The sequence below is a fragment of the Aquamicrobium segne genome, assembly GCF_042656785.1.
In the GTDB taxonomy this organism is placed as follows: Bacteria; Pseudomonadota; Alphaproteobacteria; order Rhizobiales; family Rhizobiaceae; genus Mesorhizobium; species Mesorhizobium segne.
Window position 1 is genome coordinate 19,465 of record NZ_JBHSLL010000051.1, and the last position, 13,111, is coordinate 32,575.

The 13,111-nt window shown below is 63.2% G+C and carries 15 protein-coding genes, 1 pseudogene and 1 other annotated feature; of the genes and pseudogenes, 13 read left to right on the plus strand and 3 right to left on the minus strand.

The window, feature by feature from the left end:
- Nucleotides 1-44 precede the first annotated feature (44 nt).
- Nucleotides 45-683 (minus strand): LysE family translocator, encoded by a 639-nt coding sequence (locus ACFPLB_RS13635; protein ID WP_378230539.1) that lies wholly within the window; start codon nt 681-683, stop codon nt 45-47.
- Between the two features lie 188 nt (nt 684-871).
- Nucleotides 872-927, plus strand: a sequence feature (sul1 is cis-regulatory element that is thought to sense ions involved in sulfur or methionine metabolism; They are found in Alphaproteobacteria).
- Nucleotides 928-989: 62 nt separating this feature from the next.
- Between ACFPLB_RS13635 and ACFPLB_RS13640 the strand changes: the two genes are divergently transcribed.
- Nucleotides 990-2,474 carry a SulP family inorganic anion transporter gene (locus tag ACFPLB_RS13640; RefSeq protein WP_378230685.1) on the plus strand — a complete coding sequence of 495 codons (1,485 nt, stop codon included), beginning with the start codon at nt 990-992 and terminating at the stop codon, nt 2,472-2,474.
- Between the two features lie 52 nt (nt 2,475-2,526).
- On the opposite strand, the gene ACFPLB_RS13645 is transcribed toward ACFPLB_RS13640, so the two are convergent.
- Nucleotides 2,527-3,024, minus strand: coding sequence for an RES family NAD+ phosphorylase (locus tag ACFPLB_RS13645; RefSeq protein ID WP_378230541.1), 498 nt, complete (start codon nt 3,022-3,024; stop codon nt 2,527-2,529).
- An 8-nt stretch (nt 3,025-3,032) separates the two neighbouring features.
- Nucleotides 3,033-3,383: an MbcA/ParS/Xre antitoxin family protein gene (locus ACFPLB_RS13650; protein ID WP_378230543.1), complete on the minus strand. Its 351-nt coding sequence runs from the start codon at nt 3,381-3,383 to the stop codon at nt 3,033-3,035.
- Between the two features lie 327 nt (nt 3,384-3,710).
- Here ACFPLB_RS13650 and ACFPLB_RS13655 point away from each other — a divergent pair, with 327 nt between their 5' ends.
- The 12 genes and pseudogenes from ACFPLB_RS13655 to ACFPLB_RS13710 form a co-directional block, all read left to right on the plus strand.
- The gene (locus ACFPLB_RS13655) at nt 3,711-5,423 is read left to right on the plus strand and encodes a ParB/RepB/Spo0J family partition protein (protein WP_378230545.1); all 1,713 of its coding nucleotides are present in this window, start codon (nt 3,711-3,713) and stop codon (nt 5,421-5,423) included.
- An 86-nt stretch (nt 5,424-5,509) separates the two neighbouring features.
- The gene (locus ACFPLB_RS13660) at nt 5,510-5,983 is read left to right on the plus strand and encodes a hypothetical protein (protein WP_378230547.1); all 474 of its coding nucleotides are present in this window, start codon (nt 5,510-5,512) and stop codon (nt 5,981-5,983) included.
- Nucleotides 5,980-6,879, plus strand: coding sequence for a DUF7007 domain-containing protein (locus ACFPLB_RS13665; RefSeq protein ID WP_378230549.1), 900 nt, complete (start codon nt 5,980-5,982; stop codon nt 6,877-6,879). The genes ACFPLB_RS13660 and ACFPLB_RS13665 overlap by 4 nt, the downstream gene beginning before the upstream one ends.
- On the plus strand, nt 6,863-7,180 hold the full coding sequence (locus tag ACFPLB_RS13670) for a hypothetical protein (protein WP_378230551.1): 318 nt from the start codon (nt 6,863-6,865) through the stop codon (nt 7,178-7,180). Before ACFPLB_RS13665 ends, ACFPLB_RS13670 begins: the two co-directional genes overlap by 17 nt.
- 72 nt (nt 7,181-7,252) lie before the next feature.
- Nucleotides 7,253-7,555, plus strand: a complete 303-nt coding sequence (locus ACFPLB_RS13675; protein ID WP_378230553.1) for a DUF7673 family protein — start codon at nt 7,253-7,255, stop codon at nt 7,553-7,555.
- A gap of 679 nt (nt 7,556-8,234) precedes the next feature.
- Nucleotides 8,235-8,822, plus strand: a complete 588-nt coding sequence (locus ACFPLB_RS13680; protein WP_378230554.1) for a hypothetical protein — start codon at nt 8,235-8,237, stop codon at nt 8,820-8,822.
- An 84-nt stretch (nt 8,823-8,906) separates the two neighbouring features.
- A complete protein-coding gene (locus ACFPLB_RS13685) occupies nt 8,907-9,569 on the plus strand; it encodes a MarR family winged helix-turn-helix transcriptional regulator (RefSeq protein WP_378230556.1) in 663 nt (220 codons plus the stop codon).
- A 16-nt stretch (nt 9,570-9,585) separates the two neighbouring features.
- Nucleotides 9,586-10,032 carry a hypothetical protein gene (locus ACFPLB_RS13690; protein WP_378230558.1) on the plus strand — a complete coding sequence of 149 codons (447 nt, stop codon included), beginning with the start codon at nt 9,586-9,588 and terminating at the stop codon, nt 10,030-10,032.
- A 103-nt stretch (nt 10,033-10,135) separates the two neighbouring features.
- On the plus strand, nt 10,136-10,834 hold the full coding sequence (locus tag ACFPLB_RS13695) for an MOSC domain-containing protein (RefSeq protein ID WP_378230560.1): 699 nt from the start codon (nt 10,136-10,138) through the stop codon (nt 10,832-10,834).
- 326 nt (nt 10,835-11,160) lie between these two features.
- Nucleotides 11,161-11,346, plus strand: coding sequence for a hypothetical protein (locus ACFPLB_RS13700; RefSeq protein WP_133676063.1), 186 nt, complete (start codon nt 11,161-11,163; stop codon nt 11,344-11,346).
- 282 nt (nt 11,347-11,628) lie between these two features.
- Nucleotides 11,629-12,558 (plus strand): ArdC family protein, encoded by a 930-nt coding sequence (locus tag ACFPLB_RS13705; RefSeq protein ID WP_378230562.1) that lies wholly within the window; start codon nt 11,629-11,631, stop codon nt 12,556-12,558.
- Nucleotides 12,558-12,851, plus strand: a pseudogene (locus ACFPLB_RS13710) (hypothetical protein); the annotation flags it as partial. The gene ACFPLB_RS13705 and the pseudogene ACFPLB_RS13710, both read left to right, overlap by 1 nt.
- Between the last annotated feature and the right edge of the window lie 260 nt (nt 12,852-13,111).

Consider the following 13,111-nt stretch of genomic DNA (forward strand, 5'->3'; position numbering starts at 1 on the left):
GAAAACGGAACGTTGCGTCTATGCTTCCGGATTCCTGATGACGATCAGGCCTGAGCCCGACGCCATCCGACTGCGAGAGCGCCAGCACCGATCATGAGCGATCCCCCCACGCGGTTGACTGCGCGCTGGATGCTCGGCTTTCGGATCGTCTTCCGTGCCATCGAGGCGAGAACACCGTAGAGCGCCGCATTCAGGGTCGCCAGCACGAGGAACGTCACCTCGAAGACGACCATCTGGCCCAAGACGGGCAGGGAGATGTCGAGGAATTGCGGGAGGAATGCCACGAAGAAGATGATGCTCTTCGGGTTCAAGGCTGTCACGACATATGTGTGCAGGAAGATGCGAAAGGGTCGCTCCTTCGATGTGTCCGCCACGGCGTCGTCGACCGCGTCCGTTGACACAGGTGCCCGCCAGAGCTTGATGCCAAGGTAGACAAGATAGGCGGCACCGACCCACTTCAGCACGGTGAACAGCGTGGTCGAGGTCGCAAGGAGCGCGCCGAGACCGATCATTGAGGCCGTCATGGCAGTAAAGTCGCCGAGCGCGACGCCCGCAACAGTCGAGCCGGCCGCCTTCCGGCCGTGGGCGAGCGCATAGGAGATGACGAGAAGAATCGTCGGACCAGGGATCGCGAGCAGCACCGCGGACGCTGCGACGAAAGCTAACCAATGGTCAAGCGACATGAAGGCTCTCCGGTTTGAGGCCTGGAGCAATCCACACAAACCGTGTCAACGCAAGCGCCAAGCCGAGTATCGTAAAGGTCAGCTTTAGGGTGGTTCCGAAAGACCTGCGTCACGGCCGCAAAGGAGTCGGGAGCTGGGTTTGCCGGTTGTCACTCCGCCGACAGTGTGGCACACCCTGCCACATTCACCTCGGACCCGGTGCAATTCCGGGTGGCTCTTCCGGCCGCCAATCCGCCGGACAATCAAGAAAAGCCAATTTTGGTCGGATCGCGCTGCGAACCGCTCATACGGACTTGTGTGCTCTTGATGTTCTCAATCGAAAAAATTCGCCGTGACTGGTTCACGGATGTCCGCTCCAACGGGCTTTCGGGTATCGTCGTTGCTCTTGCCCTCATCCCCGAAGCCATCGGCTTTTCGATCATTGCCGGGGTCGATCCGCGCGTAGGGCTTTACGCCTCGGTCGTGATCGCCATCGTCATATCCTTTGCCGGCGGACGTCCGGCGATGATTTCGGCTGCAACCGCCGCCACCGCGGTCCTGTTTGGCGCTCTGGTGCGCGACTATGGCCTGCAATACCTTTTGGCTGCGTCCATCCTTGCGGGGGTCATCCAGATCGCCGCAGGCTGGCTGCGCGTTGGTTACATCATGCGCTTCGTTTCGCGCTCGGTGCTCACCGGCTTCGTCAATGCGCTGGCCATCCTGATCTTCATGGCGCAATTGCCTGAACTGATCGGGGTCACATGGGAGACCTATGTGATGATCGCGGCGGGCCTGGCCATCATCTATCTATTCCCGCGCCTCACTAAAGCCATTCCCTCCCCGCTCGTTTGCATCCTGGTGCTCACGGCGGTTGCTCTCGCCATCGGCATCGATATCCGTACGGTTGGCGATCTGGGCGAATTGCCTGACGCACTGCCGATGCTGTTGTTCCCCGATGTGCCGCTCAATCTCGAGACGCTGTGGATCATCCTGCCGACCTCAACCGCCGTGGCTGCCGTCGGCTTGCTTGAAAGCCTTCTGACCGCGTCGATCGTCGACCAGATGACCGATACGGGCAGCGACAAAAACCGTGAAAGCGTCGGCCAGGGCATCGCCAACATTGCCAGTGGGTTTTTTGGCGGCATGGCTGGCTGCGCGATGATCGGCCAGTCGGTCATCAACGTGAAATCAGGCGGACGCACACGCCTCTCAACCTTCGTCGCGGGTGCCTTCCTGCTCTTCCTGCTGCTGGCGCTTGGTGATCTGGTGGGGTTGATTCCCATGCCGGCCCTGGTAGCGATCATGATCATGGTGTCGATCAGCACGTTCAACTGGTCCTCGCTCCGCGACCTGGCCCACCATCCGCGCCGCTCCAGCCTCGTCATGCTCGCCACGGTCATCGTGGTGGTCTGGACCCATAACCTCGCGCTCGGGGTCGGCGTTGGCGTGCTGCTCTCGGGCATTTTCTTTGCCTGGAAAGTGGCGCAGATTTTCCGCGTCACCTCGACGTTGAGCCAGGATGGAACCAGGCGCAACTACCTGATTGAAGGACAATTGTTCTTTGCCTCGGCCGAGGACTTTCTGGCCGCCTTCGACTTTTCAGAACCGATCACCGCAGCCAATATCGACGTCAGCAAGGCCCATATCTGGGATCTGACCGGGGTCAACGCCATCGACATCGCCGTGCTCAAGTTCCGCAAGGCGGGGATCGAGGTCGAGGTGATCGGGCTCAACGATGCCAGCGCCACCATCATGGACAAGCTGGCCATGCACGATCAGCCCAATGCCATGGCGAAAGTGCTGGGGCATTAGCGGGTGGCCGATTTGGGGTGTCGATCAGGGTAGAGGCAATGAAGGGCGATAGCTATCGCGACAGCCTGTTTTCGTCATCGATCAAAGTCAGGCGGGAGGGCGGAGTATCGCTCCATGTCCAGAGGACGAGGTTGAAATCATCCTCGCCAGCACCCGGAGCAAAGCTCTTGACCAACAGACCATGATAGCCTGCCATGGCGAGCCGCCGGGCGAACGTCTGGGTTTTGGCCTCTCCAGTCGCCTTCATCTGATCGCGCCAGGTTGGATCGGCGAGCGTCGAGGGATTCATTCCCTCCGATTTAAGGGCCGCGCCGTCGCGCGTGTCAAAGACGTGCTCGATATGCGCCTCGTAGGAGACCAGTGTCGTCGGTTGCAGACTGCCGACCTGGTTAGCCTCCCGCAACGCCGTCATGACGGACAGGGAGAGATAGAGCGCTGGCACACCCTTCCTGTTGAAACGGCCACCATAGATCTCCGCGCCGCGGCCGGACATCGGCTCGCGTGCATAGATCGGGTTCAATGCCCGGTAGAGGGTTCCATGGAAGCGCATCGCTCCGATCAGGCGTGAACGCCAGCGTCGATCGCGTCGATATAGTCGAGCACGTCATCGGCACGCCCGTCGCGCACGAGCTGCATCGCCGTCTGACCGGAAAATCCCGGCAGCGGCTCGGAACGATACCAGGCATAGGCCATCAATGCTGACCCGAAACGCGGCTCGACCTTGTTGACGATCTCGGTCATCTCGCGCAGCCGACGCTGCGTCTTGTCGGACCGGATGCGGTCCTTGCGCTGGATTGCATCCTTTCCAAGACCGGCTGTGCGGGCGATCTCCTCGCTCGTCGTGCGCAGGGCGGCAGCGATCTTGCGCGGCGAAAAGAGCCCATCATCTGCATATTGGGCAAGACCCATGGCACCTTCTCCATTATTCAATGGCGATGATTATGACGCAATATAGCGTCAAAATGGGCGGTATTCAATGGAAGTTGAAATAATGAAGAAAGGGAGGGCGGAAAAATCCGTTCGCAGACCTGGCGGGTCGCAGACGCTGACGCTCAATCGCCGCCTGCGCGATCCCGGCCCGTCGTCCTGCGCAGGGCTGTGAGCCCCACTTGGCCAGCCGGACAGGGATGCTCGCCCGCAATTGCTCCGGCCCGCCCGCTCCGCGGGTCGGGGGGTGTCTTCGGCAAGAAGACGGGAAAGGGCCGGCGCAGTGCCGGCTCCAAAAGGAGCATCCCCATGGAAATCAAGCTGATCGATCCGCGCTCGCTCGTGGAAAATCCCGATAGAACCCGCCGGAGCAAATCCAGTCCGCAATCCGACGCGCTGCTCTTGGCCACCATCAAGGCGGTCGGCATTGTGCAGCCGCCGGTGGTCGCGCCGCAGACGGACGGCGGCAACGGATTTGTCATCCACTCCGGGCATCGCCGTGTCAGGCAGGCCATAGCGGCTGGTCTGGAGGAGATTGCCGTTCTGGTAGGCGAGCCCACTGAGGACGGTGGCGCCATGCGGTCGATGGTCGAGAATATCGCCCGCGAAAATCTCAACCCCGTCGATCAGTGGCGGGCTATCGAGCGGCTTGTCGCGCTCGGCTGGACCGAGGAAGCGATCGCCGTCGCCCTCGCGCTGCCGATCCGGCAGATCAAGAAACTTCGCCTTCTCGCCAATGTCCTGCCAGTGATGCTCGATCATATGGCGAAGGGCGATATGCCAGACGAGCGTCAGCTGCGCACGATTGCGGCCGCTTCGCTCGATGAGCAGAAGGAAGTCTGGAAGGCGCACAAGCCCTCCAAGGGTGATCCCCAGGTGTCGTGGTGGAGCGTCGCCAATGGGCTCGCCAGAACCCGCATGTATGCCCGCGATGCCAGCTTCGGTGATGATCTGGCGCAGGCCTATGGCATTGCATGGGTGGAAGACCTGTTTGCCCCGGCCGACCAGGACAGCCGCTACACTGTCGATGTCGAGGCATTCCTCGGCGCGCAGCAGGAGTGGATGAGCCAGAACCTCCCGAAAAAGGGCGTCATCACCGAGGCGAACAACTATGGCGAGGTCAAGCTACCGCCGAAGGCGAGCCGGGTCTACGGCACGCCCAAGAAGTCGGACCACACCGCCATGTATCTCGATCGCGAAGGCAAGGTGAAAACGGTTCATTTCCGCATGCCGGAGGCTAAAAAGACCAAAGGCAATGGCGCAGGGGCGGACGCCGCCGATGAGCCGATCGTTGTCTCCAAGCCCCGACCGGACGTGACGCGCAAGGGGGTCGAGATGATCGGCGACCTGCGCACCGATGCCCTGCATGACGCGTTGTCGCGTGCGCCCATCGAGGATGACACGCTGATGGCGCTGATGGTTCTGGCTTTCGCCGGCCAGAACGTCCGGGTCGACTCCGGCGCCGGTGGCGACTATCGGTTCGGCAATCGTTTCGGCCGGCACGCCGCGATCCTGTTCGACGCCGACGGCAAGCTTGCCTTCGATATGGATACGTTGCGCGTCGCCATGCGCAGCGTGCTGATCGACGTGCTGTCGTGCCGGGAGAACATGACCAAATCCGGCATTCTGGCGCTTGTCGCCGGGCAGATTGTCGGTGCGGACGGCTTTCTGGCCAGTATGGGCACGGAGGATTTCCTGTCCTGCCTGTCCCGTCCGGCACTCGAGGCTTCGTGCAAGGATACGCCGGTGCTCCCGCGCCAGCGGGTCAAGGATACCCGCGCCGCGCTTGTCGAGCATTTCTCGGATGGCCATTTCGTCCACCCTACTGCGCTGTTCGCACCCGACGCGCTGGCGCTTGGGGAATGGCTGACGAGCAACGCTCCCGTCGGGGATGAGGACGATGCCGCCTCCGTCGTCGATCCGGCCGGGTACGATGGCGACGCGCCGGTCGAACCGACCCACGACGACACCGACGTGGTCGATGAAGATTATGCCGACGGCTTCCGCGAGGCTGCCGAGTAGCCGTCCTTCCTCTTCCGCACCCATCTTCCCGCCGCCGGTCATTCCGGCGGCGGTTTTGTTTCCACCGTCAAAATCTGGAGGACATCATGTCCGCACTTTCCATTTTCGAAGATGCCCCGATCGGCTCGATCGTGGCCTGGTCCGACAATACACCGCGCCCGCCGGAGCGGCACCGCAAGAAGCTCTCGGCCTGGCAGAACAACAACAGCAAGGGTCGCCTGATCGCCCGGCAGGGCGAGCGGCACAGCGGCAATGTGGCTTTGGCCGCGTACTTTACCCTGCACGAGGCCGATTTCGGCGCCGGTGGCGTCATTGCGATCCGCGTGCATCGCACCTTTTCGATCGATTCCGCCCTGCGGTTCACGATCGAGGAGCGACCGGCACCTGGTTCGGTGCGCGTCTTCGATCGTCCGGGTGAGAATGCTGAGCTGGTTCATCTCGCCTCGCATCGCGCTGCGGCCGAGGAATGGCTGTCGCGACATGGCTATCCCAATGCAGTGCTTGAGGAGGTCAGCGCTGACGAGGTCGCCGCCGATATTGTCGAAGGGAGGGCTGCATGAGCATGACCGCCTCCCAGTTGAACAGTGACATCACCCCCGGATTTCCGGGGGTTTCTTTTGGTCGCAGCGTCGACGGCCTGCGGGTCGCGCTTGTTGGTGATACGGCATTCGCCATGGTGCCGGGCCGTGATGGCAAGCACTTCCTCGCCAGTGGCTGGCGTATCACCCGGCCGATCGAGCAGTGGCGCCGGGACGATTTCTTCGGACATTCCGGTGATCTCGCCGATGAAGCCGATTTCCGGGCGAGGGTCATAGAGAACGCCGAACATCAGCGGGAGAAGCGCGCGCTTGATCGCCGTGACGTCCATTCGTCGGCCAATACGCCCTGGGGATCGTCTCAGGGCGCAACGATCTATGCCGAAGGCGTCACCGCTCATTCGACGGCCGGCCATGGTGGTTTTCACCTATCCGCCGAGCGCAACCGCAAGGTCCATCCGATGCTCCGCGCTCCGGGCGGATGGTATGAAGAAGATGAATGCTGGGCGATCGTCGCACTCACCTATCCCCATCTCTTTACGACCTTCGAGTGGCGCTGCGCGGAGCGCACGATCAAGGATTCCTGGCCTGACGCCTGGGAGACGATATCCGGCACGATTCTGTTGCCCGGCGAATCTCGCATCAAGGACCAGCGTGCGTTCGAACGGGACCATGCCGAAGACTGGATCGTGATCTCTGCGATCATCTCGGAACAGGAGAAAGGCTTTGTCGAGTGTGTCGCTACCCAAGGTGGGCGGCGCGGCGCCGATGCAGACGAACGGCGTTTCCTTGTTTCCGCCGCCGAATACGAGGTCGGCCGCTTCGGCTTCGTCATCGATCTGGAACGCCATGCTGCCTATGACGGCCCCTCCAGTTTTGTCAGCTGGCTGGGGAGGGGGCGCCATGGCCCGCGCTCATGAGCATCGTCGCCAACTCTCCCGCATGGAAGAAGAGCGGCGCCAGACCCAGCGGCAACTGGATCGGATCGAGCGGCAGATCACGCGGCGCATGACGGCGTTGATCCCGACGCTTTTGCCGAAAAAGACCCACTATCGCCGCGGCCAGGCGCCCGACCCGGGTGCGTTTCTCGAGCGCTATCGATCTCAGCTTGCGGCCCTGACCGCAGAACACCAGGCCGAAATCGACGCCCTAGCGGGCAAACTGGCGCGGCAGGATCAGGCGATCGGGGCGTTGCATGAGAGGAAAGGACAATGGCGATAGTCTGCGGCCGGTCAGCGTAAGTTCCCGACCACGCGCCGATCTGCCATATTAGCGACAACGGAGGGTACGGAAATGGATGATTGGACGCGCGCTGCATTCGAGAGACTGCTGAACCTGGCGCAGAGCGATACGGGACAATCCCGGCGTGCGGCCAACTTCCTTCTCGCATGGTGGAATGCCGATAGCCTGGGCGGCTTCGACATGGGTGATCTTTTCCGCGTCGATAGCGCCATTGCCGCCGATATGGCCACCGTGTTTACCTGGCTCGCCGGGCAGGGTGTTGCAACCTATCCCACCGAGTACCGTGCTTCGATCGAAAAGCTGATCGAAGAATGGCGCCCCGACGTCTGGGCGAAATCCAGAGCGTCGAACTAAAGCCCGCGCTGTCGCTCCGCAGGTCCTGGTCTTCGCCGTGGTACATCGCGGCTAACCCAAGCTCGCCTCTCAAACGGTTTCGGTCCCGGTTTGGAGAGTAGTCTCTGGAGCACCGCCGAAATCTGCCCCCTGCCGCACAAGCGAGCAGGCGGGACCTGGGCAAACGTCCTGTTGTTCGATCTGCATTCTGCATCCACATTGAGCGGGCCTGGCCAGGGGGCTGTTCGTCCGGCATGTTGGCGCGTATCGGGCATATGTGGATGACCGCACTCATGGCAGCGCCGAAAATAGTGTGGGTGATCGCGGCGGCGGCCAACGAGATCCGAGCGTTATACCGGCAGCATATTGGTCATCACCACCTGCCTTTCGCGTTCCCGTGTCGATATCGAGGCCCGTGCCGGTCCTCCTCGGTCCGGTTGCGGTTCTGAACCGGCGGCCGTTCACTTCAAGGTCGCGTTCCGCGCCGCGGGGCGGCCGGATCGGCCCGGCCTCGCCATAACAGGCCCGCGTCCCGCGCGAGGGCTCATAAGCCCTGCTTGTCCGCAAACCTGTCACGCTCGCCTTCGGTCCGCCCGGACCCTGAAGCGCCCGTCATTCCGCCGGTTCCTTTGACCCGCGCCCGAGGGAGGGCCGGCACGGAGCCGGTTCGAGCCTCGGGAAACCGAAGAAAGGACATTCCATGGCCAACCCAACTGCCAATTCCCGCGCATCCGCCCGTGTCGTTCCGCTGCGCAAGGGCACCACACTGGAAATGATCAGGCTCGCCTGCCCAGATGCCGCCCAAAGCACCCTCATTTCCGAAAGCTTCGGCCTTCCCGTCCTTGACAGTGACGGTATCCGCGACCTGCACGAAAAGCTCATTGTCGAGACGGCATCCGCCCTCGATGAAGGACTTGGCGAGCGCGCCATGCAAATCCACCTGCAACGGATTGTCGGGGCATTCGTCGGTTCGGCCTATGGCGCCGGCCAGTTCTACAGTCGGGCGGTGACCGAAGCGCGAGACGCAACGGCCAAGGCCGCGTGCGACGAGCGCGATGAAGACGTCGGTGGACCCGTCGGATTCGACAGCGCCGCCCAGCGCAAGCGCGAATTCGCTGCCGACATGGCGCTCCAGGCTCACGCGCTGCGCATGGCCGCCGAGGGCACAGTCGCAGCCTACGAACACGTCATCGGCGAGAAGTGGAAACCCTTCGAGCGGATCGTCGAGAACCCTGGCCGCAGCGTCGACCGCAAGGCGGCCGAACTCCAGATGTCAGCCCTCGGATAATCCACTCGGGCGGGGCCTCGGCTCCGCCCATCTCCGTGTTAAAAAGTCCATTAACGATAAATAGGAATCCTATCTAAATAGGGCATGGGAACTCCTTTCGCTGCACCGCCGGTCCATGCACGCATTGTCGAAGCCCTTGAACGGATCGCCACGGCATTGCGGGCGGACGATTGGGTGCGTGCTCGCAGCGCCGGCGTGAACCCGACGCAATTGGCGATCCTTCGCCTGCTGGACGGCCGCGGTCCCGGATGGACGGTCAAGGAACTGTCCTTGCAGCTCGGCGTATCGCAGCCGACCGCTACCGATTCCATCCTCGCGCTGGAGCGCAAGGCGCTGATCGAAAAGCGCACCGATCCCGTCGATGGCCGCGCCGTCCGCATCGTCATCACCGGTGCGGGCCGGGCTGTGGTCCGGGCCGGCGGGGAAGCCGCCGGCGCGGTGGATCGGGCCACGGCCGCCCTTGATGATGACGACCAGGAGCAACTGCTCGTGCAGCTCGTGTCCGTCATCCGCCAGCTTCAGGAGCAGGGCGCCATTCCCATCCAGCGCATGTGCGTGAGCTGCCCGTATTTCCGGCCCTATGCGCATGCTGATGCGGCGAAGCCGCATCATTGCAATTTCGTCGACGCGGCCTTCGGCCAACAGGATCTTCGGATCGACTGCCGCGACCACGAAACCGCCGATCCTTCCGTCCGGGCTGCCACCTGGGGCGAGTTTCACAAGGATCACCACCCTCCAGGCGGTTGAAGAAGGAGACGAACACATGCACCGAACAACTTTGACGGCAGCGGCGCTGCTCTGCGTGATGTCGGCCGCGCCGGGCCATGCCCATGACAATGCGGTGACGAGCCAGCCATCCGACGCCGTTCCGGCCTCGTTCGACATCATTGAAACCAATATCGTCACCCATGGCGACAATGCCGTCTTCACCACGCGGGTGCGTGGCGAAGCGGGCGTCGACAAGCCCGACGCCACCGGCAGGTTCGAAGGTTCGGGGGTCTATGCCTATGTCTGGCCGACCAGCCTCGACAGCGGCGACATCGGGTTCGAAGCCGGTCAGGGGATCGTGGCGCTCGCCGTCACCTTCCATCCCGATTTCGACGATGCCGCCTATGGTGGAGAAAACCGCCATGTCTGGCATCCCCACTGGCCCCCATCCCGGTCACCATGCGGCGCTACGGGTTTCGCGGCACCCCATCCTCGGTGCTGATCGGGCGCGAGGGAGCGATGCTGCACGAGACATTCGGCGTCGAGGAAGATCTCGTTGTGGGCGCCCGGATCGCCATGGCGCTGGCGAGCACAGGGACTTCGTGATGACCGTCATTCCATTGCAGGCCCTGCTCGTCGGTGATGTCCGCCCCCTCGGACCGCGCGGCGTTCCGAGCGGGATCGCCAAGTCGCCGGTCGATCGACCGCTGATCCTCGGCGCGCAGGGCCTTGCCGGTGACGCGCAAGGCGACACCCGGCATCACGGCGGCGCTGAAAAAGCCCTCCACCACTATGCGCTCGATCATTATCCCGCATGGCTTGCGGAAATCGGTCAGCGCGATGTGCTCGGCGCCGCCGGCGCCTTTGGCGAAAACCTCGCCACTTCGGGACTGGTGGAGAGCGACGTGGCGGTCGGCGACGTCTTCGCCATCGGCAGTGCCGTCATCGAGGTGAGCCAGGGCCGTCAGCCCTGCTGGAAGCTCAATGAGCGCTTCGCGCAACCAGATATGGCGCGGCGCGTACAGGCCAGTGGTCGCACTGGCTGGTATTATCGGGTGCTGGAGCCGGGTGAAATTGCGCCCGACAGTCGGCTTGAACGCATTCACCGTTCCGCACCGACCTGGACGATCAGCCGCATATGGCGGGTGTTTTATGTCGACACGCTCAATCGCTGCGAACTCGAGGCGCTTGCGGAGCTGCCACAGCTGGCCGAGGGCTGGACACGCCATGCGCGGCGCCGACTGGAAACCGGACGGGTTGAAGACTGGACATCGAGGCTGGCCGGCGACACGCGCGCCGACTGATGTCGACCGGGAGATAATGACGGGCAGAGGTCGCTTCCGAACTCAATCTTTGCCCGCGCGCCGTGGTCTCTAATCCCCGCATCGTCATTCTCCTGCCTTTGGGCTGGCGGTCGGCACAGAGGCGGCCACCGGAAGCCGGCAAATCCGCTCTCTCTTGATGGCGTCCTGACCCGGTCCCGGATCTTCCACGATCAACCCGCAAGGGGTCCGCTACGCAAAGCGTGCGGCCGCTCTGGCTTCGCCTGACGCGGTGATCGCGCCCGGGGCCGGGCCTTTCGAGGAGCCATCGAGCGGGAATTGGCCCGCTCCCAAGATGGAGCCCTCAAATGTCGCACAACCTCGAACTCGCCCAAAAGCACGCCTGGAACCTCGCCCGCACCCTCATGACCACCGTGATCCTCTTCCGGTCCGACAACGAGTACGGCGTCCTGCCCGCCGATGAGCTCGAGGACGCCGAAGTCGAGGCCCTCTACGAGTACGATCCTCACACGGGTAGCCGCTCGGTTCATTGAACCGAGCGGCTACCCGTCATCGCAACAGGGCGGCGCAACGCGCCGCCTTTCTTCTTCCTGTCGCCCGAATGCAGCCCCGTCCGGTCGCGGTCCTGGCGGAGCCGGACAGGCTGCGCAACGGCTGCGCCGTCCGCCGCTTCGCTCCGGCCCTAAGGACCACCCCATTGCGCAAGCGCAACGGGGACCCCGGTGGGTGCGCCGCCTGCCGTGCTGCCCCGCCCTTTTCGGACCTCGTGACGGGGCCGCGATCGGCGCGGCCTCCAAGGATGGAGGTTCATGAAAATGAGCAGGAAAGAAAAGAGCGCAGCCCGGGTCGATATCTATGCGCGGATCACGGAGCGGATCGTCGCGCAGCTCGAAGAAGGTGTTCGCCCATGGGTGCAGCCCTGGCGCGCCGGCAATGCAGCCGGGCGCATCACGCGGCCGCTGCGCCACAATGGCGAGCCTTATTCCGGCATGAACGTGCTTCTGCTGTGGTCCGAGGCCATGGCGCGCGGCTACGCTACGCCGATCTGGATGACGTTCAAGCAGGCAAGCGAGCTGGGCGCGCATGTCCGCAGGGGCGAAACGAGTAGCACCGTCATCTATGCCAGCCGGTTCACCAAGACCGAAACCGATGCCAGGGGCGATGAGGTCGAGCGCGATATTCCGTTCCTGCGGGCATATGGCGTCTTCAATGTCGAACAGATCGACGGCCTGCCTGAGCACTACTACCATAAGCCTGCCCCGGTCATCGACCCGGTCGAAAGGATCGAGAGTGCCGACCGCTTCTTCGCCAATACCGGGGCGACGATCAGGCATGGTGGCTCGCGGGCGTTCTACGCCCCGTCCAGCGACCACATCCAGATGCCGCCGTTCGAGACGTTCCGGGATGCGGCTTCGTATGTCGCTGTTCTCAGCCACGAGCATATCCACTGGACAGCCAAGGCTGATCGCGTCGGGCGCGATCTCACCCGCTACGCCAAGGATAGAACCGAACGCGCGCGCGAGGAACTCGTCGCTGAGATCGGTTCGGCACTGCTCTGTGCGGATCTCGGCATCGTGCCCGAGCTCGAGCCGCGGCCCGACCACGCGGCCTATGTCGGCAGTTGGCTAACCGTGCTGGGCGATGACAGGCGCGCCATCTTCCAGGCCGCCGCCCATGCCCAGCGGGCCGTCAATTTCCTCCACGCGTTGCAGCCGGCCGCGTCCGACGAGCGCGAGGCGGCCTGATGTTCAACGCACCACATGTCGCGGGGGAGGGCATCGGCCCTTCCCCTATCCGGTTGCGCGCGCTTTCGCTTGGCGCTGGAGTGCAATCCACCACCATGGCATTGATGGCCGCACATGAAGAAATTGGGCCCATGCCCGATTGTGCGATCTTTGCCGACACCGGCTGGGAGCCGAAGGCCGTCTACGATCACCTGGCCTGGCTGATGTCGCCCAATGTCCTGCCGTTTCCCGTTTATACCGTCTCGGCAGGCAGTATTCGTGACCAGCTCCTTGCGGCCGGCAATGGAAACCGTTGACCCCGAGGAACGTCGACATCGATCACGAGGTCATCGCGGATGAGCCTGAACGGCCTGGCCTTACTGCCGGCGCTGGGGAGCCAGCTCGCTTTTCCTTCTCGATCGGAGAACGTTGAACACTTGCGCAGGCTGGCCCGGTGAAGGCTGAATCGATCAGGCAGAAGCCGCCTCCAACTGGTGCGGTTCCGCCAATGGCCGGACAGCGCACAGCCGCCAGCCAAGTTGGGGTCGGGCGAACGGTCAAGGATGTCGTTGGT